The organism is Mangrovibacterium lignilyticum (assembly GCF_010882175.1).
Lineage (GTDB): Bacteria > Bacteroidota > Bacteroidia > Bacteroidales > Prolixibacteraceae > Mangrovibacterium > Mangrovibacterium lignilyticum.
This window is the reverse complement of sequence record NZ_WKLH01000005.1, coordinates 88360-112941: the sequence shown is the minus strand read 5'-3', so window position 1 is coordinate 112941 and position 24582 is coordinate 88360. Positions and strand designations below refer to the sequence as shown.

Genomic DNA, 24582 nt, shown 5'->3' with positions numbered 1-24582 from the left:
TCCTATAAAAGTAATGGATATAAACACAGAACCTATGAACCTAACAATTTTCAAAATACTGGATGGAATGCGCGGTAAAATCCAGCATCAAACATCCGATATGGCCCGATCTAAAGCCTTGCTGGATTTAGTATTGACAGAGGCACAAACAATAGAGGACAGATGCACAATACTGGGCGAGGAACCCGCGGGGCAAAAGGGAGTGCTGCAAGAATACATCGAATTAGCAGAAATTCACCAAACCTTAGCAGCTGTGGTTCACCTGCTGGATGGTTTCATACCCGTTGGAAACTGGAATTTTTCGTTGCCGGTATCTGTTACCGAAGAAGGAGGCGCATCAAATTATGCAGTGCTCAAGGAAAAACTAATGGAAATTGTTTGCTGTGAGAATGCCTGTTGATTAACTTCTACGGCAATCCAACAACCACAGCTTGAACTGAAGCTGTCGAATCGTAATAAAACGGCATAGTGTCTCCGCATGCACTCATTCGAGGGGTAGACCCGAAAGAAAATCAAGCTTATCCCCAAAAACATCCGTGCGAATCTTCATCCACAACTTTTAAAAACTCTTCAATTGTTTGTACTTCCGCCGCAGGCTGGTAGCTATGCCATTTCAAATCAGCCCGCAACCAATAGATCTTCCAGCACTGCCGGGCTTTCACCCAAGCAGCTTTAGCAATCTTGCTTTCAATCGTCACACCAGGCTTTTGCCAGTGCGGGCGCTCTTCAAACAGAATGATGCTCTGATCTTCAATCTTGTAATTCAAATCAATCTGATCCCGTAGATGCTCCGGTGGCCTGCGTTTAGCTAAAAAGTTCTCTAATGCAAGGATCGTATTGGCTGTTTTTACAATATCTAAAGCCATGTCTAATGAATGGTTAATCCACACAAAGTTACAATTTCCCCCCTTTGCCGCAATACAATAATATCGCCTGGTGGTTCCGGAGTCGCCTAAACCGAAGTTCGCTTAATCTTAATCCGTTAACTTACAACTAGCAATAGCTTATCAATTCGCCCTAAGGCGCATAGTGGCTAAACTGCTCACCGAGTATCTTCAATTGTTCTTTCGTGAGGTTATGGTCGAAGCCGACACAGTATCCTTCGGCATCCAGGTATACGTCCAGGTAGTTCGTCTGGATTTCATAATTGGCATCGTTGGGATGGTAAGTCAGCAGGCCCATAATAAAGAAAGAGGCCAGTTCTGTTCCCCTGCTATTTTCATCCAACAGAAAATTTTTTGATTCGATATCGCCGGGAAGCTCACGCACATGACTATAATATGCATAGATGAGATCTTTTTCGCCACTGGCATAAAAGATCACTTCTACCGGCACTCCCAGTCTGGCCTCGACCGTATACTCGTCTTGCCCAACCAGACCATTCCGCATGGCCTTATTGGCCAACCGCGTGGTAGTGGCACACGACATCAAACAAAGCGACAAAACAAGTAGCCACGAACAAGGTTTCACAGCTTGTTGATTTTAGGTTTTCTTACGGCCTTTTCTACGAAAAAAGAAATGGAAATGTTGGCCGGTTGGAATGAACTGTATGCGTTGTTAGCCTTCGTTTCCGCCGGTGCTCAGACGAGGTTCTGCAGCGTTAAAGCGTACCACCGAGCCAACCACCATATCGTGAATGGCTTTACCTTTTTTATTATACATGACCGTGAGTAGTGAAACCCAGCCCATGGCAACTTTTACCACGTAGCGGAGCAGTGCCAGCGGGAACAGCATATTGCGCTGCTGGTTGTTTTGCCGTTTCACCCGGATTCCGAACAGCAGGTGCCCGATGGTTCCACCGGCCAGGCTGGTCATCAACGGATCGTACAGAAACAGTGCGACAAAGGCAATCCCCCGCACATAACCGGGTGTGTTGTCGAAACTTTCGAGCAGGTAGGTGGCTGCCACAATCAGAATAACGATGACAATACTATCGCTCACGACAGCTTTTACGCGCAGCGACACACCGGGATAGTTGTTCTCTTCCATGCTTTTGGTTTTACTTTATTCAGTTATAGCTCATACGTCCACGTCGTCTCTGCCAACGCCCGGGCAAGGAGCAACCGGAGTGATCTCAAACGCTCCTACCCCTCGTCTCCACTTGCGTTCAGACGAGGGGTAGCAAGGCTGATGGCATTTAATCAATCGTAACCAGGTTATTTCGTATTGGCTCCTGGTATTTCGTTTTAATAATCACGGTCGATGCCATAAAATCATGTACCGCTCTTTTTCGCTTATTGGTTAACAGAACAATCAATTCGCCATAAACCCAGATGTTGCTCGACCAGGTATAAACCGAAAACAGGATTGGAGACAGACCTGCCAGGTATTGGGTCTTTTGAACCCAGCTCAGCGAGTCGTAATAGCCTGCGTCGCCTATGCCGATTGACCTCAAAGTGACATAAATGCTAAAGAGCGTGATTAGCGATAACACAAGATGCCTGAGGATCGCATGTTTCCAATTAACATCTTCGCCACTGGTTGTGACGATCTTAATGCCGGCGATTAGTTTGCCGGGCGTAGCTCCATACCGCTGAACCAGGTAAATGTTGTACCATAAGCCAAATAGAAAGCTTGGAATAACGGTATAGCTGTAATTATGGAGTCCTAAACTATTTACATAAACGATTATCCCCGTAAATGGGAGGATAAGCAGAAAATCCAGGAGCAGTGCTCCTAACCGTCTCCAGAATCCGGCATAAAGTGAATCCGAGATTCCTTCAATCTCTAAAGGGGTTTTAATCATTTTAGGGGTTTTAGTATCTGTATAATGGGTAATTTGGTTGTCGTTAAGGTGTATGGTTAAAAACATTTAGGCAATTAGGTCTTGTCTCTGCTGGTGCTTAGAGGATGGATAGATGGAATAAAATCAACCCTCTTTTTTGCTCGTAAGAATAACGATTAGCTGTCTGACAAAAGTTATTACGATTAATACTGCCCATCCGAAAGTTGAAAACGTGCCAATAATAGTCAGATAGGTAAAAAACGAACCTAAAGAACTATCACCAACTTCTCCGGGGTGGAAAGTCTCCACGAATGGTGCCGAGGCAATTACGACGGTAATCGGTAAAATAAGGATAGCGCTAATAATAACCGTCATACCGTTAAGTGTGGATTTACTATTTTTCCTTATAAAGTAGAGCAACAAGCCAATTATGGCCAAACTGAACGCGATGAAAAAAATAATATCTGAAGACAAAAGTTCATGGTCAAAATCTTTGAATCTGGCCCCTAAGTCTGTGTCAACAAGAGCATATTTTGTAACTATCGCGACCAGAGTAAGGATACTCGCGATTACGAAATAGATCGACTTACTAACTGCTATTTTCATTTCCTTTTTGGTATTCTATGTTTGTTTAAAAACAAACAGGATCTCATTGTTTAGTTTTCCTCCTGCCAACCAGGATGCGGTTTAGGCGACGCCTTTGTTTGTTCCAAGCTAGCACAGATTGCAAATCTGCGCTAGCAGGAGTAATCCTTACCTCTGCTACAGGCTGATAAGTCCACTTCAATTCTATCGAATTGCACACCGATTGCAAATCGGCACGAGCGAGGTTTTTAACACCACGCGAAAGGATTCGCGCGGTAGCGAGGTCTATTCGTAAATACTTTTTATTCTAAATACTTCGCCACAACCTTGTTTATTTTCCCGTTAAAAGTAAATGGAGCGCTGTCAAAATAGGCATCAGAAACCGGCGATCCTAAGTCCTGGCCGATATCAAAGCCATCGTTATAGGAAATAGTTGATGCAATGGAACGAGGTACTTTTCCTTTTGCTACCTCTTTCCCATTTACTTTTATGGTGATATTCAAAGCTGAGGCCGGCCCGTTTTCCAGCTCCGACAAAAGTTGAATATTTACTTTACCCTCAGGAAGTTTTTCACTGGCAACAATCCTGGTGCGATCCATCAGAAAAAAACAATATTCATAGTTCAGATATCCATCTTTTATAAAAAAGCTTACTCCGCCTGGATAACCACCCACAGCACACAATACCCCATTCGCGTTTTTGGGAACCGTAACATCAAAATCCATTTGGTTTGATGTGCTTCCAAATCGAGGCGAAGCAGCTTCGGGAATTCGTTTTATTGGCCCGGCGAAGTTCCATTCTGTCATTGGGCTCGCCGGAGCATCTTCTGGGTGCAAGGCTGCTGTTGACCAAAAAGTCCCGCCGATAGGCAATACATTGTTTCTGGCCGCCTCCACCAGGAAGGTACTCTTCATCTCGTCAAGTTTATCCGGGTTACTTTTTGCCAGGTCATTGGCTTGCGACCAGTCTTCTTCTAAATTGTACAATTCCCAGGGTTCTTTCATTGGATCCCACTTATCGAAGTCTGGAAGACCTTGTACCCACGGAGTTCGAACTCCAAACGCACAGGCAAACCAACCATCTTTATAGATCCCCCGACTTGTGTGGATTTCAAAATACTGGGCTCCCTTTCTACCTTCAGCAGTTGGGTCGTCAAATGTATATTTCATACTGGTCCCGTCAAGTTCCATTTGTTCTGCCCCATTTACAACTCTCGGAGGGGTGATATTGAGTATATCATATATTGTCGGAACAATATCATTGACATGGTGAAACTGAGACCGTGGTACGTTATCATGTTTAATTACCTTAGGCCATCTAACCGCCATTGGTTGACGGGTACCACCGAAGTAAGCTGCTACAAGCTTGGTTCCTTTGTAAGGAGAACTACCTCCCCATGCCCATCCTGCATGCATCATATTTTCCACTTTACTCCCTCCCAATTCATCCAAACCACCAATCTTATTGAGTGCTTCAATTTGCTGTTTTGTAGTTGTTTTTACACCATTTTGTGCCAGCAACTCTGCAAGGGTACCTTGTTGCCCTTCCGACGAGGCGCCATTGTCTCCCCATATATAGAAAACCAATGTATTGTCCTCATAGCCTAAATTGTCAAGTTCATCAATTACTTTACCTACTTGTGCATCCACATGCTCTGCATATCCTGCATACACTTCCATCAAACGCAGCTGGAATGCTCTTTCATCTTCAGGAATGTCATCCCAGGCTTGCATTGTCGACGCACGTGGAGTTAGTTTTGCGTTTTCAGGTATCCATCCCAGTTTTTTTGCCTTTTCATACACACGCTTTCTGTACTCATCCCAGCCATCATCAAATTTTCCTTTGTACTTATCAGCCCATTCTTTTGTTACGTGGTGTGGGCCGTGTACCGCACCACTCGACCAGTACATTAAAAAAGGCTTGTCGGGCTCTATTGCTTTGTGTTGACGCATCCAGTTGATAGCCTGGTCTGCCAAATCTTCACTCAGGTGATAGCCTTTTTTGTGAAAGTGTTCCTCGGGAACCAATGTTGTGTTCTCAAATAAGGTAGGTTCGTATTGCGAGGCATCGCCAGCCATGAAACCGTAGAAATATTCGAAGCCATAACCCGTAGGCCAGTGGTTGAAGGGACCGGCAGCACTTGACTCTTCAGGTGCAGTGTTGTGCCACTTCCCAAAAGCGGAGGTGGAATAGCCATAATTTTTTAGTACTTCTGCAACGGTTGCAGCACTTCTGGGAATCACTCCGGTATAACCATCCCAGTCGTTTGCGTATTCCGGAATCTGACCATTTCCTACTTTGTGGTGATTTCTCCCGGTTAGTAACGAAGCCCGGGTAGGCGAACACATAGCTGTAGAGTGAAATCGGTTGTAGGAAATTCCTTCTTCAGCAATCTTGCTTAAAGTAGGCGTGTTAAATTCGCCACCATAAGTACCGGCTTGTCCGGGACCTACATCGTCGATCAATATGATGACAATGTTGGGAGCGTCCTCGGGGAGGTGATTAACCGTTTGTCTTTTTTGGTGAGTTGACTCGGATAACGTTATTCCGGCCTTTGAAGCTGAAGGCGTTGGTGGAAATGGTAATATTTCCTGCCCATACGTTTTATTGGCAAAAGCAAGGGATATAACTACTACCAGAATAAAATAAGGAAGGTTCTTGGTTTTCATATCGTATGGTTTAAAAGACTAATTTCTATGTAAAATAGTGATTTTCCGGCACTTTATAATCATACAATACATGTTATGTGCATATTTCCCCAAGCTGGCGCGGATTTGCAATCCGTGCCATTGCCAAAGGCAATACTATTTAATAATACTATCCATTAGCTCTTTGTCGGTTATTAGTCCTATTAAAATCACAGTAAATTGCACTTTCCTGGTCTGTTTGACCAGAGCACAGATTACAAATCCGCGCTAGCGGTGTTTCATTCTAATCAATTGTCCGCTTTCATTTTTTAGTTTTATTGTGTCCTTTTCAATTGATAGAATTGTATGTTTGAAAGTCATCCCATTTGTGGTAACTATTAATTCTTGCTTATTATCACTAATTAAAAAAGTACCATTCATTTGACTTATAATTGAGTCTTGACCAGAAATCATTACCAATTTGTAAGTTCCATCTTTATTAAAGTCAACTTTATCTTTAATGTCTAAACCTGTATTGTCAATAATGTCTAAGGTTGTCCATGTGCCGTAAATATCTAACTGTTTAGTACGATTACAACTTATTAATATTGAAACAATAAAAACTATTTGAATTAAGGTTTTCATGATAATTAAAACATTTTTTCTTGTTTAGTTCTCACTGATTATAATTTGAATCCGAGGTTATTTTTAATCACTTTTTATTTGTAGTCATTTTAATTTGATTTAATAAATCTGCATTATCTTTTTCTAATGCTTCTATTTTATCATGCAGAATCCGATTGTCATCCATTAGATTATTATTTGAAATTCCTTGGTACATATTCCATGTCAATGATAATAGAGCAATTACCACAGCAATCCACTTTGCATAGTCAAATCTCGGTTTTAAAGATTTTTTGTAATCAAACCAATTTTTATAATCATTTGCAATCGTTAATCCTAAAGAAGATAACTTAACTGCATGGTCAGTGTGTTTTTCAAAAGGGGAAGACTTAAGAATTAAATATCGAATCTTTTGAAAATTATTATCATCCCAATCAAGTCCATTCATGAAGCTAAAATCCTTAAACATCAAATAAGGCTTATCACTTTTCTTAAGTTCCTGGATGGCAATATTTATTAATTCATCATTTGTCATTTTGATATATAAATTGCTCGTATTCAGTTTTTTTATAATAGTGCTAACGTCTGTCTATATGTACTGGTACATATATCCCCCTATTCTATTTTTAGTTTTCCGTTGCAAATTAATCCGGAACCAACTTCAAAACAGAATTTCCCAAGGTATGAAATACCGACCAACAAATAATTCATTTTGTAAGTCAGAATGAATCTAAAATACTGTTTAGTATCGATTCGATAGTTATCGATTTCTAAAATTATGCTCCAAAACATTAAATTAAGTACGCAACTGTACAGATGCGATTTGACTTTCGTACTTAACCGCTGTAATTTTATTTACGAATTGCACAGGACTTTGATTACCAATTTATTTCTACTCGTGAAAAACCAATCGACTGAACATACTAATACCTATTATGCCCGCAACGGAGCGAAACAAACCGGTTGCGCCGCTTGCCAAACAAAGGATGCCACCGGTCCATTCGACACCACTATCCAACCGGTTAATTACACCTTACGCCCAATGAAACGCACAACGGAACTGTACAGTTATGTCACGCAACTGTACAGTTCCGTTCCACAACAAAACAGATGCGTCATGCAAATGCACAGTTCCGTCACGCATCTGTACAAATGTGTGACATTGTTAACGCGTTCCGTCATGCAACTGGACTGTTTTGTGCCATTGCAAGCTTGTTCCGTGACGCATCTGTACTGTTTCATGACGTTGCAAGCTTGTTCCGTGACGCATCTGAACTGTTTCGTGACGTTGCAAGCTTGTTCCGTGACGCATCTGTACTGTTGCAACATGCCTAAAACAAGCAAAATAAACCCTATCGCGCTATATAACAATACTTTACACCAAATAATGAACTGCTTCGGCAAGCAACGGGCTTACCAATTGGCTGCCAAATTGGCAGTGTGCCTTGGGCTGCTTCAAAACGATGCTTATGCTTGCTTCGGCTTAGTTCCGTCAGTACAAAATTTGATAACACAAAAAAGGGGAATATGCTTTCCGGCTATCGCTATCGTCCGGATCAGCACCAACGATACAGAGCATCGCTGGCCCCTGCATTTATGAGTCCCCCAAGCTGGCGCGGATTTGCAATCCGTGCCAGTGCCAAAGGCAATACTATTTAATAATACTATCCATTAACTCTTTGTCGGTTATTAGCCATATTAAAATCACAGTAAATTGCACTTTCCAGGTCTGTTTGACCAGAGCACGGATTACAAATCCGCGCTAGCGGTGAGGGTTCGTTTTGACAAGATTTTTGGATACTTTTCATTGATTGGAAAAGTATCGGCCCGTCCGGCCTAAGGACAAAAAAGAAAATTGGTTCTACAAAACGACACCGAGATGCGGCGCATGCCAGCCAACCACACCAAACAACATGACCGGTGCGCCTGGAACAAGCCGTGCCTGTAACCCCCGGGTTGAAACCCGGGGCTACCAGGATTCCACCCCGGCGGGGTGGCCCGAGCGATGCGAACAGCAATACAAAAGCTGCAGATCGGAGTATCATCCGGCTTGAGGAGATGGCTTCGTCGGACCTCCACGCCAGGACGATACTGCGAGAATAAGAAAAGGAGAATAAGCTTTGCGGCTGTGCTGCAAAGCTTATTCTCCTTTTTTAACGTGAAAAACCGTCGTGGCTAGCCCGATTGTTCGGGCGAAGCAACCTCCGGCTCTATGCGGCGCATGCCGGCTCATGATTTCAACGACACAATCAGCCGACCTTGTAGCAGTGGCTATTCAACCCCCAGCAACACAGAGGATGCTTTAATAACGGCCGAAACTTCTTGTCCGACTGCCAATCCCAACCTGTCGGCCGATGATTTGGTTATAACAGCAGTTATTTCGCTACCACCTCCCAGGTCAAGCACCACTTTCGTATTGACAACACCATCGGTAATGGAGCTTATTTTTCCGGGCAGCACATTCCGTGCACTAACCTGAAGGTTCCCCACTCCGATCATGACATTCGACGCTTTTACAAAGGCAAAAACCTCGCCATCCCGTTCAAGTCCCAAGCTCTCAACCGCGCTATTGGTGACTACTGCAGCCATAAAGGTTCCGTTATCCAGTTCAATGTCAACTTCCGAGTTTACCATGCCTTCGGTAATGGCAGCAATAACACCGACAAACTGGTTTTGTGTACTTAATTTCATATTCTTTCTTTTAATTCGAGTGATTACCGTCCTTAATAATACGTCATCTCGCTCAATTCTTTACAATGTAATTTATATTTATAGAACAGGCTATAAAATAAGTTACCAACAGTAATAACTTAATAATTAGGATCAATGGGGATTAACGGTGCTTGATTGACACACGGAATTTAATGACTGCCAAATAGCTGTCTAACCATAGTTTTCACAGGTTAAACAGAGCAGACAATCAAAACCTGATCGGTATAATCTCAGTCATCCAACTGTCCGAATGACTTATTGCTGGATCTCAAAAACGTAACGGGTATTGGGATATTCTTTGGCCAGTTCTTTTTTGGTGAACCGTTCGATGTCTTTCAGTTGTTTCTGCAAGTCGTCGGTTGGTTTACCTCCGAAGCGACTGATATTCAAAATAAACTTGAAGTTCAGATTTTTATGATTTTGAACATTATTCAGGGTATCGAAAATAAGTCGTTGGACATCGTATACCAAACGGGGCTCATTCATATTACCAACAAAAAATACGATGCTTTTACCACCTTCTATTTGTTCGTCGGTTTCCATGGCATTTGCCGAGCTCTCTTCAAAATCAGGAGCAACATGTTTCAGGAAGATATTCTCTTCCATATTGCTGTATTGCAAGCGCCCTTTTTTAATCAGGCTTTGCTCTTCGATCGGCTGAAAATAAACCATCCCTTTCTCCAAACCCACATGATAAGCTTTGTACAACCAGTAGGTCAGTTTTTGATCTTTGACCATTGTAGCTGCCAAATCAGTCATGACAAAAGCATACGCTTCCGGATACTCCGCCAAAGTAGAAAGCACAAATTCATTGGAAAATTCCGCCATTTTTAATTCCACCAATGGCTTGTCGCTGAAAAAAAGAAACATGCTGTTTCGGTGTTCCAATACGGTGGATTCTTTTTGAGTCTGCAGGTGATTGACTTTCCGAATCAGTTGTTTTAATTCCAGGGCTGCTTTTAAGTAGTTCATTGCGATCGATCTTTGGCACGAAATTATTTAAAATTGACTTTTAGCGGTTCAATTTTAATCCCGGAAGACAAAATGAAAACCATGTTTTAACGTTGTACTATTTAGAAAAGCAAATGAGGACAACAATGCCGAGAGATAAACAGACAGAAAACTTACCGATTTTCAAGAAAGCTGAAGAGATTTATGAGTTGGTTTCCAAGATCGTAGATCTGATTCCGGAGGACAATAAAGAACTGCAGACCGTCAAAAAGGAAATTCTGAACGACGCGCTCCTGTTGATGGTGAAGGTTGCAGGAGCCGAAGCCGGAGAATTGTATGATATTAAAATGGAGGCGGCAACGATTATCCGCAAAGCCGCGCACAACCTTATTATTCAATATCACGCACTGGAGATGTTTGGCTTTGAAGAAGTGGAGTATTACAAGATCGTTCGCGATTTGGTTGAAGAATACCGCCTTCTTTTTATTGATTGGGTGAACTCGTTCGACAAGCAAAATTATGTGATCGACCGGTGGGGACTGTTTAATCCTCCCGGTGTAGGACCTTTTGATTTTGACCCGGATGATGACATCCCGTTTAACCCGGATGATTTCAATTTTGACGACTAAAAAAAGCTGATCGGAAAGTGCAATGAGTTTTACAGAAAAGTAAAACCGGATGTTGGTCAAAATCGATTTACCCCACCAAGCCTCTCCGGCAGCTGCCGGGAGGCTTTAGTCCCCTTTAGGGGATTTAGGGGTCAAAGGTTGGGAATCACGAACTGCATGTGCTAACCAACCTCTATTTTCAGAAAAGAAACTAGTTCATTTCCAGCTCGAGCACGCCAACGGGTTGCGGCGGCATAGCGACAGTTGTTTCGGCTTGCCCCTGAGCTACTTTTTGAAAGTATAAATTCAACTTATTCTGACTTTTCAATAACTCCGAGTCGTAAGAAGGTTCCCAGCGATCGACCGGGTAAGGACTAACAATTTGTGAGGTCCATTTCAACTCGTCGGCTAAGGCAGAGGTTGCCAACACAATGTTGTTGTCTTCTTCTTCATCGCGGTAAATCAACACCAGTTGCTGTTCTTCTCCCACTTTCAGTATCATCAGCTGCGGACGGCTGATTGGGATACTGCGGGAACCAACTCCACCCAGGTCAAAGTCGAGTGTGCGGCTGGTTGCTGCCGATGTTTGCCATTGCCCGTCCCGCCGGTAAATAATCTGAAACTGGGTGCATTGATCGCCTTTTCCCTTAAAATAAGTCGCAATGAAGGGGTTGCCTTCCTGATCGGTTGTCATCGACGTTTGGTTAATCAGGTTGCTCCCCTGCGGAATCGCCTGAACAACTTCGGCTGTCGATTCGGTAATTGGAATCAGGTACTTTTCGCCGGTTGATTTTTCCCAGCTTTTACCGCCGTCTTTCGAACACGCGTAAGACATATCGTGATTCGACCTGACATCAGGTGTTTCGCGCCAAACCCACGACACGTGAATCGTTCCTGCCCGGTCAACAAACAACTGCCAATACGCATTGCGTTGTCCTTCACCATCGATTAAACTGGTTTGCAAACGCGACCAGCTTTGTGTACCTAAGTCGTAACGATTCAGCACCAGGTTGCCATTGCCTGAACCACCATCGCGGTAAGCAAATAACAAGCCGCCATCGGCCATGGCATAAAACTCGGGGTAAGAAACAACCGTTTCATTTTCACCGGTCATTGGCATCATCTCGCCCAGCTCCAGGCCTTCGGGCTCCAGGCTCCGGCAATAGTGTAAGGGATTGTTATGGTGGTCCCAGCTTAAATGCAGGTATCCGTTGCCATCAACCATCAAACTAATGACATTGTGGGCATCGCGAATATTCCCGGTGTATGGTGTTTGGGAGATCTCCCATTTTTCGGATCCGTGTTTGCGACGGGCCAACACAACATGTGCCGTACTGTCGTAATAAGCCACAAATTGGTAATTGGCCGAAGAGACAACGGAGTTTTTGCGAAAGATCGTTGCATTAACACTGTTTTCAGCCCAGCCTTCACCAATGGTGACCAGCCTGGGGTTGAATACTACGTTTTCTTTTGCTGTGCGATGGCAGGATGTGAACATCAGCATCGCCAATACGATAACAAGACTTAGCTTAAATTTCATTGCGCCTATTTTTAAAACAAGAAACCGGTAATAGACTGTAAGAATATTACCGGTTTCGAAAATATCAATTATTTCACTGGTTTCAGAATGAAGCTGTACGAATACGCTTTTTCTTCGAGTCGGTATTGTTTGTGTGTCCAGGCTCCCCAACTGTCGTCTCCCCCAACGCCACATTGTTCCAAATCGATGTGCAGATAGACATCCGAACGCGGATGAACGTCAGCGGCATGTCGTTGCTTCTTGGTCAGCCCTGCATCAAAGTCGGCCGATTCAAAATGAAGGGCACTTCCGCTCAACGCTTGCAGGCCTTCAACCTTTAAACCGGTTCCTTCAGCATTGGTCAGACTCATCCAACGGATGTCGGTTTTGTAACCATTCTCCTGCGGACGAATGTACGGATAGTACTGGTCGGCCACATCGCTGTTGTAAATTCCCAGGAATGCACCTGAATTCCGGTCGTTGTAGTTTTCCCATGGCCCACGGCCGTAATAGCTAAACTGGTCGTAATCGCCCGACAAGCGGACAACCATTCCGAAGCGCGGCATATCGGGCAAATCATCCGATCCGGCCTTGTAGCTCACATCAACCTGTAAACTTCCGTCGCCATTCATGGTGTAAACCAACTGGTATTCCGAGTCGATGTCTTTCAGCAACAAATCAGCCGTTACAACAACAGTGTTTCCGGTTTCTTTAAACTGAATGTTTTTCAATGTCCGGTTAACTCCTGCGGTACGGTAAACATTGGTCCGCGATGGCATACCGTTCCCGAAATCATTGTCGGTTGGTGCACGCCAGAAGTCCGGCGTCAGTTCCGAACCGATCAACCATTTGCCGTCAGCAACCAATCGTCCCAACAAACCGGAACGTTTGCTGATGGCTGCCTGAACACCATTGGCTTCAATGGTAATTTGACGATCATCTTCTTTCACCGTCGGTTTTGAGCTTGATGCTACCGGAGCAACAAAATAATCATTGCTGTCGAACGCGATTTCATTGCCCGCCACTTCATGACCGGCAGGAACCAGGTTCGCTGCTTCTTTGGTATAAGCGCGAACATTCACGATATATTCAACCCCTTTTTCAGCGGTCAGCTCAGGCAATTCAATTTTCACCTGTTGCGTTTCACCAGGCTTGGCATTGCTGCTGAATGTTCCTTCAGCGGCTTTCTCACCGTTTTTTAGCAACACCCATTTAAAGTCGAATTGATCGAGGCTGATGAAAGAATATTCGTTGTAAACAGCCAGCTCTCCTTTGGAAAGATCGGCAGCGCTAACATGAATGCTTTGATATTGGTGTTTCACTTCCATTAAACCCGGGTGTGCTGTCCGATCAGGATTCACGAGTCCGTTGAGACAGAAGTTCTCATCGTTTGTGTATTTGTAACCACCAATATCGCCACCGTAGGCCCAAAAGTCAAGTCCCGATGAATTGGTAGCCGATAAGCCCTGATCAACCCAGTCCCAGATAAAGCCACCTTGCATGTGTGGTGTCGAGCGGATCAGATCCCAGTATTCTTTAAAGTTACCGTTACTGTTCCCCATGGCATGCGAGTATTCACACATGATAAACGGACGGCCGGGATTTTCTTTGGCAGCATATTCGTGCATGCTTTGCATGCGGGGATACATCGGGCAAACCACATCGGTGTTTTCGTTTTGTCCGGCTTGTTCAAACTGAACCAGGCGGGTATTGTCGCGCTCCTTGATCCATTTGTAAGCATCGTGAAAAACAGGACCGTTTCCACACTCATTCCCCAAACTCCACAAAATAACTGAAGGATGGTTTTTATCGCGTTCCACCAACCGATGAATACGGTCCATATGTGCGGCATGCCACGCAGGCAAATAGGCCGGATGTTTCGATTTGTCGAACCAACCTTGCCACTCTGCTCCCATCGCGTGGGTTTCAATATTGGCTTCATCAACCAGGTACAAACCGTATTGATCGCAAAGTGCAATCCACATCGGGCTGTGCGGATAGTGTGACGTGCGAACCGCATTGACGTTGTGCGCCTTCATCACTTCAATATCTTTCAGCATGGTCGCTTTATCGACATAATGACCTGTTTTCTCATTGTGTTCGTGCAGGTTGACCCCTTTCACCAACACTGCTTTTCCGTTCACCAAAAGCTGGCTGTTTTTCAATTCAACGGTACGGAAACCGATTTTTTGCGACGTCGATTCGATCAGGTTGCCATCAGCATCGTAAAGTGAAAGCAGCAGTTGGTAAAGGTTAGGCGTTTCGGCGCTCCATTGTTTGGCTTTTTTCACATATGTTGAAGCCGAAACCGTTGTTGTTGCTTCGGCACCGGCTTTCCAACTCTTTTTGGTTTTATAAACCGGCTTGCCTTCCGCATCCAGAATTTGCACGTGCAAAGAACCGGAAGCAGCTTCAGCTTTGTAATTCTTCACGGTCAAATCCAACGAGAAAGTGCCGTTTTTGTAAGCTTTATCCAGCCCGGCTTTTGCAAAGAAGTCGTCAACACGAACCTGATCGGTACTGGTCAGGTAAACATCGCGGTCGATACCGGAAAGACGCCAGAAATCCTGATCTTCCAAATACGAACCATCGCTCCAGCGGTACACTTCAACCGCCAAATCGTTGCTTCCTTTTTGCACATAGTCAGTAATGTCGAACTCAACCGGGCTTTTGGTTACCTGGCTGTAGCCCACTTTTTCACCATTCACCCAAACATACATGGCCGATGTTCCGGCATCGAAATGCAACACAACACGCCGGCCATCCCAGCTTGACGGAAGATCAAACGCGCGTTTATAAGAACCGACCGGATTGTGTTTGTGATCGATAAAAGGTGGATTCTTCGGAAACGGATAGGCAACATTGGTGTAGATCGGAGTTCCGTATCCTTTGAGTTCCCAGTTCGATGGAACGTCAATGTTGTCCCAGGCACTCACATCGTAGTTTTCCTTGTAGAAATCAACGGGACGCTCATCGGGGGTATACACCCAATTGAATTTCCAGGTACCGTTCAAATCCAGCACATAAGCCGATTGACTCTTGTCGTTTTTCAGAGCCGAGGCTTCATCCGCATAGGGAATGAAGTAGGCTCTCGGAGCTTCTTTGTTAATCCCGAAAACGGCCGGGTTCTCCCAGTCGTTGGTTGTTTGCGCACGCAAGTTCGCCGCAAACAGAACTAAAAAAAGATAGACTAAACTTTTCTTCATCGTTTTCTAAATCCTGTTAATTTGTTGTTCACTAATTGTTTTATTCTGTTTCCAGCAATTTTTTCATGCGCGTCAGCGCTTCCACATAGTAATAGTCGGCATAGCTTAGCGGTACATCAACCTCCGTACCGTTTGGCATGTGGCCCACACTGTGCTTGAGAATGAAGTTGCCGTTCTCACCCAAGCCCGCCCGATAAGCCGGCGAACTCAAACTACGCAATTGCGTTTCGGCAACGGCTAAGTATTCCTTCGATTTCTCCGCAGGCACATAACCGCTCAACTCAATCAGTGCCGAGCAAATCAATGCCCCCGCTGATGCGTCACGCTTGGCATTTGGAATATTCGGTGCGTCGAAGTCCCAGTATGGAATTTTGTCTTCCGGCAGGTTGGGATGATTGATGATGAAACCGGCGATACCTTCGGCTTGTTCCAGGTAAGCTTTGTTACCGGTTGCGCGGTACATCATGGTGTAACCATACAAGGCCCAGCCCTGACCACGCGCCCAGGCTGAATCGTCGGAATACCCCTGAGCGGTATTTTTCTTCTCTACCTGACCGGTTATCGTATCATACGAAATGACATGATAGCTGCTGAAATCGTCACGGAAATGATTCTTCATCGTTGTGTTGGCATGACTTTCGGCAATATGGCTGTACACCGTATCATCGAAGGCTTTGGATGACCATTCAAGCATTTCCAGGTTCATCATGTTGTCGATGATCACCGGGTATTGCCACTGTGCACTCCATGAGGCATAATCCCATGAACGAATGCAACCAATCGTTGGGTTGAAGCGGGTGATCAACGAGTTGGAAGCGGTATGAATGACTTCTTTATAGGCAGAATCACCGGTTAACCGATAGGCATTTCCAAAGCTGCAAAAGATCATGAAACCAACATCGTGGTTATCGGTGGTGTATTGCTGATCTTCCACGCGCAAGGTGTAATTGATCGCCCAATCTTTCAGGGAATCGGTTGGCGTATTTTCATACAGATACCAAAGTACGCCGGGAAAGAAACCACTCACCCACCAGGAGGAACCACAGGTAACCAGCTTACCTTCTTTATCAATTGTTTGGGGAAGCCTGTCGGGTTGATCTTTCAAAGACGCAGCCATCAACAAGCTTTGTTGGGTCGCAAAATCGAGCGACTCGTTGATAACCTGCCCAAGGGGCTTTTCTTTTTTCTCAGGTGCTGTGCAGCCAAAAACGATGGCTAGCACCAACAAAAAGGGGATAATTTGTTTATGCATGATTTAATTTTAGTTGTACTATCTGTTCGTTTAATATTGACCTTACTCTCCGGCCAACAGGCTGATTTCTGTATAATTCAATGGACGGTTGTAGATTTTGCAAAGCGTCATCTCCCGGGCCAAAGCGCCCAGTTCAAATTCGGGCGATTTGAAGTCCTTCAAAGACACCACCTGGTCGACAAGACCGTTCACGTAAGTGGTTAACTCGCCGTTGTGATATACAACCGTCAATAGCACCGAAGTATATTTCACGGGAGCATACCAGGCACCATTGGTCGAACGCGGTTCTTCTTGCCAACGATCGGAATTGCCAAGCACATTGTTGCTTTTGTAGGTCTGGTCACCCAACTGAATGTATGGTTTCAGGGTTTCAGCATCGACACCATAGGTCAGATTAGCCAATGAGAGCAACACACCACCGGAAGCCACCGTATCCAATTCCAAATCCAAAAAGATGGAAAACTCATTGGGTTCGGGCAGGTAAAATCGCCTGTTCTTGATTCCCTTTACCGGGTTGGCTTCTTCATGAGTTAATCCCGCGTCCAGATCGGCAACTTCACGTTTCAACTTATAATCGGTGTAGATTGCCGTACTGAATCCCATTGGGCGTTCTTTGCTTACAATCCAGTCGTAGTAGTTGCCATACATCCAGGTCAGCTTTAACGGCGATTTTTTCCGGTTAGGGACAATATACGGGCGCACATTATTCAGTTCCGAATCTTTTGTCAGCGTATCCGTGCGACTAAGTTCTCCCTGTTCATCCATCGTATATTTGACAAGCTCGTAAACCGTGCCATATTTCCCGGAAACCGGAACCGAACAATAAACTTCGTTGGTATTTTGATCGTCGACAGCCATTCCGGCACTGTAACATTTCTCGATATCGGCTGACTGGTGGAAATGCCCTCCTGCATTGGTCAGAAAGGTCTTTTGCCACCCGGAACCGGTCCAACGGGCGTAATAGTAATCGTGCGAGCTCTTATCCTCGTTGATGCGCACCATAGCAATGACCGGCTTTTCATTGCGATCGATAGCCACCTGCCACAGCCAGTCACGCAACCCGGTATCATCAACCACAGCGTTCGCATGATGCTGTTTATATTCCTGCGTAGCCGCAACATGATGCAGCTCCTCTCCGACCTTCGAGATTACTTCGCCTGTTACATCTTTCAACTCCATCGAATGAATATCAATGTAATTCAAATATAAATAATTGGGCATGGTCGGATCGGGATGGCCGGTTGTATAAGCCATGTAAATTTTGTCCTTGCCATTGCTGGCATATTTGGCGTAAGGCCTTGATGCAGTCGATTGCACAATTTGGTTGGGTCCCCATACCATTTCAACTTTCCCTTCTTCGTCAGGTAACGACAGTTTGGCGATCGTCGGATGCCAGCTGATTCCCCGCCAGCACAAATAGAAATGGTCGGGATCGTCCGACAAAATAAAAGGGGAAGGATAGGTTGTATTCCGTTGCGTCGGTATTTTGAACTCCGGCCCCAAATCTTTGATGTCTCCGGGCTTTTCCGAAACCCGGTAATAAAAACACGGCTCATCCGTGTGTCGCGAATACAAAATCATGACCCGTTCATCGGGCAGAACCAGGAAGGTGGGATTGTCATGATCATCGGGCTGAAACCAGGACCGGACCATAACCTCCTGTGTTTCCCCTGTTTTAAAATCATATTGGCTGGCCTTTATATTTCCATGAGTGTCGATGTAGCCAATGTACGTTTTGTTGATTGTTCCTTTCCTGTTTTCGTAGTGAATCGCCCGGGGATCGGCAAACCAGCACCAGGCACCTTCTTTGGCAAGCTCGTAACGCGCTGTCAGTTGACTCTCGTCCTTATCTTTGGTTCCGGTACAACTTATTAAGCCCAAAATACAGACGAACAAGCCCAAAATGTTTTTAGTCATTTTCATGATTAATTATTTATAAGAATAGACAAAGCCATTGGGTCCACAATTATACTGGCCATTTGATTAGTTTGAGTTTATTAAAACCGTTTACTTAATGACGTGTAAAAGGTTGTTTTCCCCCAAAAGCAAACCATATTTTCAGAAAATGGCTTAAAAAGAAATGGGAGAATGGCCAATGCGGTCTTCTCCCATTCTTTTAAAAGCGATCTAAATTGTCCTATAATTCCGGATCATATGTATCAATTGTTACGTCATATAAACTAAACTCCGCCATGTTGAAATAATTCCTGCTTCCGTAGGTTTGAACCACATTGTATCGGAAATGCGTAAATGTGTGATCCATGCGGAAAATTTGTGATGTATAATCAGCGTAACCAGCAGATGGCAATCCGGCACTAATTGTTTGAACGGTTTCCCAGGTTTCGCCATCATTGCTAACCTGAACTTCAACAATCTCAGCCCCAACCTGTGACCAGGCGCGGTTCACAAAGTAAAACTGAAAATCATCGATCGGCTCATTCAAATCAATCTGAATATACTGAGGCATCGGAATCTGGGGAGAGCTCCAACGCGTATGGAAGAAGCTGTAAATATCGCCATCAAGCAAGTTGGCAATCGGTCCTTCAGAAGGTTCCTGGTTGTTTGTGCTAAGCTGATCGGCCGTTAAAGCAATCTTAGTCGTTGTAATGGTTTCGGTTGCCGGAGCAATACCAGACTTCGCTTTGATTGTTGTGGCTGCACTTGCTTCATTATTGCGGTTAAACGTCTGGAAAGTAAATTCATACTCACCGAATTTGGCACGTGTTTCATCAATCAACAACGAGTCTTCGTAAACCGAAGCGACTTTATAAACTTCCGTTTCCGCCAGGTAATCGTAATAATTGATTTTTAAAAGGTAGTAATTGGAATCGACCGGTACCTCCCAATGCAATACAATCTGGCCTGGTAACGAATCAGCCGTAATTGATTCAACCGGCGAGGGCGTTCCGGCAGTCATGCCGGAATCCTCGATCACTTCAAAGTTTTCGTCGCAACTTACAGCGGCAATTGTTACTATTGCCACGGCTGCATATATCAATAAACGTTTCATAAATTCAATTTTTAAGTTTACCAATTACCATCCTGTATTTTGAGTCAGGTTCGGATTTTTACGTATCTCGCTGTCCGGGATTGGGAAGAAATACATTTTATCATTCCATGATCTCGGCATCTCCACACGTGTGTAACTATAAGAATCATCACCGGTTTTCTCGATTTTCATGCTGGTGATGCTGCTAAATTTCGATCCTTCTTTCCATCGTCTGACATCCCAGAAACGGTGTCCTTCAAAGGCCAATTCCACCATCCGCTCGTTTTCGTATTTCGCAGCAAAATCCGTGTTGCTCAATCCTGTTGCCAGGGCCGGCATGCCTACGCCGGAACGTTGACGGATGACATTCACAGCTTCTGTTGCTGACATCGGGAAGTCGGCGCTTGTCGCATCGGCAGACCCCAGGTAGTTGAACACTGCTTCCGCATAGTTCAGGTAAAATTCACCCAAGCGATAGGTAATCCATGAGTGCCGTTTGGTGTTTGAAACGTTCGGACGTAAATCCACTGAAGAATCCATGTATTTTTTCAGATAGTAACCGGTTTGTGTTGCTCCTGAAAGCGGTGCACCATTCAGTCCACCAACGAAAGTTTGCAATTCATTCGTGTTGTATCCGGGCCATCCCAAGTCGCCGTTTCTGGCAATTGTCATCTCGAAACGCGGATCACGACCTTCATACGGATTAGCTGGATCATAACCGCTGCCGGTTTCGTTCCATGCCAAACCGGTTGCTTTCATTTCGTAAGCATCTACCAAGTTCTGAGTTGGACAGTTTCCTGAATTTCCACCTTCAACCCCAACCGGGAAGTTATTCGATTCCAAATAGTTCAAGTCACCTACCCGACGAACAAAAATCATTTCAGAAGCATAATAGTTCTCTGTTCCCCATAGATCGGTATACGCACCTAAGCTAATACCATATTCTGCACAGGAATCAAGCACTGCCTTGTTTGCCAAAGCTGCTTCTTTCCACAATTCACTGCTATTTGCGGTATTAAATAACGGACTCGCCTGGTACAGCAAAGTGCGGGCTTTCAATGCCAATACCGCTGCGCGATTAGCACGTCCTGTTTCGGTATAAGCTAAATCATCATAGGAAGGAGGCAAACTATTTACGATATCATCACATTCTGACACAATGAAATCAAACACTTCGTCAGCAGATGTTCTTGAGATCGTATTCGCTTCTTCTTCAGTTAATACATCGGTAGTAAACGGAACATCACCATATTGACGAACCAGGTTGAAATAGAAGTAAGCTCTTAAAAAGCGTACTTCATCCTGGTAGCGGCTAAAGCGCTCCATTTGTTCATTGTAATCTTTGTTGTATTTAAAGTCAACAAATGTTTGTCCCTGGGATGCTTCCAGGAAAAAGTTAGCAGCACGAATGCCGGCATACATACTTGACCAAAGATCCGATTTTGGATTACTGGCACTCCACGCTCCATTATAAAAGTCGTGGATACTTGACGAGGTCCACACATAATCAGCTTCATCAGTTGCCGAGGCCAACATGGCACCACCAAAATTTCCGAAATCGTAGTCCAAATAACTGTAAACATTGGTTACAAAGTTCCTTGTCCGATCAAAGCTCGAAAATACCTGCTCCTGATTGTAGCTAACAAATTCATTGTAATTCATGTCATCCTTACAAGCGGAAACCGCTAAAAGAAGAAATGAGCCTATTATTATATTCTTTATTTTCATGATTCTGTAGAAGTTAAATTTAAGAATTCATCAAAATCCAAATGCAAAACCAACATTCAGTGAGCGGGTCATTGGATATGCCACGCCGATTGATTCAGGATCGGATATATCGATATTGTCGAAGCTTAGCAAGTCAACACCTCTAACATACACTTTACCGGATTTCATTTTGATTTTCGAAAGGAAATTAACCGGCAGTTTGTAGTACACTTCGCAGTTGCGAAGCTTCAGGTATGACGCATCAGCCAACCACACTGAACTTGTTTTCGTGTTATTCGCGTTACTTTCAGTTGTCAGGCGCGGGAATCTTGAAAATGGTGTTTCCTGAGTCCAACGATTGTCGTAGTAGTATTCTGAAATGTTCGTGTTATTAATCAGTGGACGATAAATACTTTGCGTATTCAAGATAGCCGTATAGTTGCTTGCTCCCTGGAACAAAGCGCTTACGCCAAATCCCTTCCACTCCAATCCAAGGTTGAATGAGTAGTAAATTTCAGGAACAACATTGTTGTAGCCTAAGGCAATCTCATCGTACTCATTAATAATACCATCACCGTTTTGATCTTTATACTTGATATCGCCGGGTTGTACTTCGCTAAACTGTTGTGCCGGACTGTTGGCAATATCAGCTTCATCGATAAAGAAACCTAAAGCCTGGTATCCGAAAATTTGACTAACAGACTGTCCGGTGCGACGAAGATAGTCGTAAGCACGTGGCTCTTCCAGCATCTCTTCGATTTCATTTTTCGACAGGGTGAATTTACCTCCCAGAGAAATGGCTAAATCACCAATTTGTTTGTTGTAGTCCAAACCGGTTTCAAGCCCCCAGCTATTTACAATTCCGCCGTTCGCATAGGGTGAAGACGCTCCAAGAACTGCTGAGTTAGCACCTCCGGCTGACACCCAAATGTCTTTACGTTTTTCGTAATAAGTATCAACAGTGACATTCAATCCTTTAAACATCGAAGCATCAACACCGAAGTTATATTTGAATGCCTTTTCGTTAGTCGAGTTCATGCTGGCCAACTGACCTTCCATGGTTCCGCCGTACCAATCGTAGTTACCACCTAAATAGTAACCACCGCCGTCGCTAAAACTTTGTTCCCAATAGTCTTCGGCCGGAATATTATCGGAGTTGATAATACCAAATGAAGCACGGAGTTTTAAGAAATCAATGAAATTTGCAGAAGACATGAAATCTTCTTTCGACATAACCCATGCGGCTGATACCGTTGGAGAATAGTTCCATTTTTGGCCCGGAGCGAGTTTGTTCGATCCGCTGGCAACGAGTGTTAAATCAGCAATGTATTTGCTGTTGTACACATAGTGCGCATATGCAGCCACGTTTTGGCGGTAGTAGGTATTATTCTGATTGTTCAGTACATGATTTTCGTACGAGTAGATCAACGAAGTAAGCAGTTTGCTCTTTTCAAATGATGTCTCGTAATCAACACTTCCAATGAAATTCATGTGACGATCCTGCCAATCCAGCTTGTCACCATAACCCAGCTCACTGTCAGCACCGGCGCTGTAGCGGCTAATCTCCGCAGGCTCGCCATTCTCCCATGATGTAACAACATCACTGGCATAAGCATAGTCGCGATTGTGTCCTTCCCAGTAAGCAGCAATGTTATCGTAGCCCAAACGCAATGAAGCACTCAATCCTTCAGTAATAACATCCAGTTTTTGACTCAGTTTAAAGTCGGCATATAACGAACGGGTATGACCGGTTGAGTAACCTCTGGCCTGCGTTAAAGCAACAGGGTTCATATTCGCGCCCCAGGTTTCATTTCCACCCCAGATACCATCGCTGGTTTTGATTGGAAAGGCAGCTGAAGGAACGGTATATAATTTCCCCATCAAGCTATCGGACGAAAGGCCTGGTCTGGAAAACTCATTCAAAACGCCCATCAGGTTAATTTCCGCGGTTGTTGTTGAAGTCACATCAATATCCAGGTTTGTCCGGATATTGGCTTTTGAATATTTTTCCTGTGTTGAATAGCCTTCATTCATCTCCGAATTCCGAATGAATCCTTGATTGCCCTGCAGGTTAAACATGGTAAAGTAGCGCATTTTCTCACCACCACCACGGAAATTGACGTTGTAGATATTGGAAGAACCGTGATCGCGGAAAACTTCGTCAACCCAATCAACATTCGGATATAAATACGGATAATCACCGCTTTCAAATCCGTTTAGGTCATCCTGCGAATAACGGGTATCCTGACCATCGTTTGTCAACGCTTCATTGATCGCTTTCGCATAGGTAAAACCATCAACAAACTTAGGCTTGCGCGTTTGCCAGTTGATCGCGTGATCGTAACTTACATTGATTTCACTGGTTTTGTATTTCCCACGCTTGGTCGTAACCGAAAGAATTCCGTTAATCCCTTTATAACCGTACAAAGCAACTGCAGCGGCATCACGAAGAACAGACACTGAAGCAACTTCTTCGGGAACGATATACCTGATATCCCGTTCGATACCGTCAACCAAAACCAGGATACTATTACTACTTGTTGTTTGCAATCCGCGAATATACATTGTTGCAGCAGCGTCCCAAACGGCACCACTGTTTTGCAATGCGGTCAAGCCCAGAACGTTTCCAAACAACGAATTAGCCGTGCTAAAAGAAGATCGTTTGTTGACATCTTCAGACGATGTGTAGGAAATTGCACCGGTTGATTCGGATAATGGTTGATCGAAACCAAAACCCATATCACGTCTTTGAGAAGCGAAATCCATCAAAACAGTCACAGCTTCTTCCGATGAATCCAACTGAATTGTTTTCACTCCATCATCCACTGTTTCAATTTTCAGGGAATTTTCAACAGAAGTAAAAATTTGAAATGTTCCATCCGTATCGGTGTAAGCTTTCAGTTCCGGATGATCAACAACGGATACCAAAGCTCCGGAAACAGGTTCTCCTTTGTGGTTGATAACCGTTCCCTTTATCTCTTTGTTTTGAGACCAGCCACTTATGCAGAATAGCATAAACAGGGCCAAAACTGATATTTTATGTATGATATGCATAGTAATCTTTTTAAATGTTGTTA

19 protein-coding genes are annotated in these 24582 nt (G+C 44.2%); 2 read left to right on the top strand and 17 right to left on the bottom strand.

Annotated elements, in window-relative coordinates; genetic code table 11:
• The first annotated feature begins 34 nt into the window (after window positions 1-34).
• A complete protein-coding gene (locus tag GJV22_RS19365; RefSeq protein WP_163717714.1) occupies window positions 35-400 on the top strand; it encodes a hypothetical protein in 366 nt (121 codons plus the stop codon).
• 118 nt (window positions 401-518) lie between these two features.
• Here the strand turns inward: GJV22_RS19365 and GJV22_RS19360 are convergent, their stop codons facing one another.
• From GJV22_RS19360 to GJV22_RS19315, 10 genes are all read right to left on the bottom strand, one after another.
• Complete coding sequence (locus GJV22_RS19360; protein WP_163717713.1) at window positions 519-866, bottom strand: DUF3024 domain-containing protein; 348 nt, start codon at window positions 864-866, stop codon at window positions 519-521.
• A 151-nt stretch (window positions 867-1017) separates the two neighbouring features.
• Entirely contained in the window at window positions 1018-1470 is a 453-nt protein-coding gene (locus GJV22_RS19355) for a hypothetical protein (protein WP_163717711.1), read from the bottom strand.
• A gap of 87 nt (window positions 1471-1557) precedes the next feature.
• Complete coding sequence (locus tag GJV22_RS19350) at window positions 1558-1989, bottom strand: RDD family protein (RefSeq protein ID WP_163717710.1); 432 nt, start codon at window positions 1987-1989, stop codon at window positions 1558-1560.
• 148 nt (window positions 1990-2137) lie between these two features.
• Window positions 2138-2746 carry an RDD family protein gene (locus GJV22_RS19345; RefSeq protein ID WP_163717708.1) on the bottom strand — a complete coding sequence of 203 codons (609 nt, stop codon included), beginning with the start codon at window positions 2744-2746 and terminating at the stop codon, window positions 2138-2140.
• Between the two features lie 123 nt (window positions 2747-2869).
• On the bottom strand, window positions 2870-3331 hold the full coding sequence (locus GJV22_RS19340; protein WP_163717706.1) for a hypothetical protein: 462 nt from the start codon (window positions 3329-3331) through the stop codon (window positions 2870-2872).
• Window positions 3332-3612: 281 nt separating this feature from the next.
• Window positions 3613-5979, bottom strand: a complete 2367-nt coding sequence (locus tag GJV22_RS19335) for an arylsulfatase (RefSeq protein WP_163717704.1) — start codon at window positions 5977-5979, stop codon at window positions 3613-3615.
• Between the two features lie 246 nt (window positions 5980-6225).
• Window positions 6226-6582, bottom strand: a complete 357-nt coding sequence (locus tag GJV22_RS19330; RefSeq protein WP_163717702.1) for a hypothetical protein — start codon at window positions 6580-6582, stop codon at window positions 6226-6228.
• A gap of 67 nt (window positions 6583-6649) precedes the next feature.
• Complete coding sequence (locus GJV22_RS19325; RefSeq protein ID WP_163717700.1) at window positions 6650-7096, bottom strand: hypothetical protein; 447 nt, start codon at window positions 7094-7096, stop codon at window positions 6650-6652.
• 1736 nt (window positions 7097-8832) lie between these two features.
• Entirely contained in the window at window positions 8833-9252 is a 420-nt protein-coding gene (locus GJV22_RS19320; protein ID WP_163717698.1) for a TOBE domain-containing protein, read from the bottom strand.
• A 276-nt stretch (window positions 9253-9528) separates the two neighbouring features.
• Entirely contained in the window at window positions 9529-10245 is a 717-nt protein-coding gene (locus GJV22_RS19315) for a hypothetical protein (RefSeq protein ID WP_163717696.1), read from the bottom strand.
• Between the two features lie 125 nt (window positions 10246-10370).
• On the opposite strand from GJV22_RS19315, the gene GJV22_RS19310 reads away from it, so the two are divergent.
• A complete protein-coding gene (locus GJV22_RS19310) occupies window positions 10371-10853 on the top strand; it encodes a hypothetical protein (RefSeq protein WP_205461967.1) in 483 nt (160 codons plus the stop codon).
• 190 nt (window positions 10854-11043) lie between these two features.
• On the opposite strand, the gene GJV22_RS19305 is transcribed toward GJV22_RS19310, so the two are convergent.
• From GJV22_RS19305 to GJV22_RS19275, 7 genes are all read right to left on the bottom strand, one after another.
• Window positions 11044-12372 (bottom strand): BNR repeat-containing protein, encoded by a 1329-nt coding sequence (locus GJV22_RS19305; protein ID WP_163717693.1) that lies wholly within the window; start codon window positions 12370-12372, stop codon window positions 11044-11046.
• Between the two features lie 68 nt (window positions 12373-12440).
• Window positions 12441-15557, bottom strand: coding sequence for a glycoside hydrolase family 2 TIM barrel-domain containing protein (locus tag GJV22_RS19300; protein ID WP_163717691.1), 3117 nt, complete (start codon window positions 15555-15557; stop codon window positions 12441-12443).
• Window positions 15558-15597: 40 nt separating this feature from the next.
• A complete protein-coding gene (locus GJV22_RS19295; protein ID WP_163717689.1) occupies window positions 15598-16809 on the bottom strand; it encodes a glycoside hydrolase family 88 protein in 1212 nt (403 codons plus the stop codon).
• A gap of 42 nt (window positions 16810-16851) precedes the next feature.
• Window positions 16852-18732, bottom strand: coding sequence for a BNR repeat-containing protein (locus tag GJV22_RS19290; protein ID WP_205461966.1), 1881 nt, complete (start codon window positions 18730-18732; stop codon window positions 16852-16854).
• A gap of 214 nt (window positions 18733-18946) precedes the next feature.
• Entirely contained in the window at window positions 18947-19819 is an 873-nt protein-coding gene (locus GJV22_RS19285) for a discoidin domain-containing protein (RefSeq protein ID WP_163717687.1), read from the bottom strand.
• A 24-nt stretch (window positions 19820-19843) separates the two neighbouring features.
• Window positions 19844-21526: a RagB/SusD family nutrient uptake outer membrane protein gene (locus GJV22_RS19280; protein ID WP_163717685.1), complete on the bottom strand. Its 1683-nt coding sequence runs from the start codon at window positions 21524-21526 to the stop codon at window positions 19844-19846.
• Window positions 21527-21556: 30 nt separating this feature from the next.
• Entirely contained in the window at window positions 21557-24559 is a 3003-nt protein-coding gene (locus GJV22_RS19275; RefSeq protein WP_205461965.1) for a SusC/RagA family TonB-linked outer membrane protein, read from the bottom strand.
• Window positions 24560-24582 lie beyond the last annotated feature (23 nt).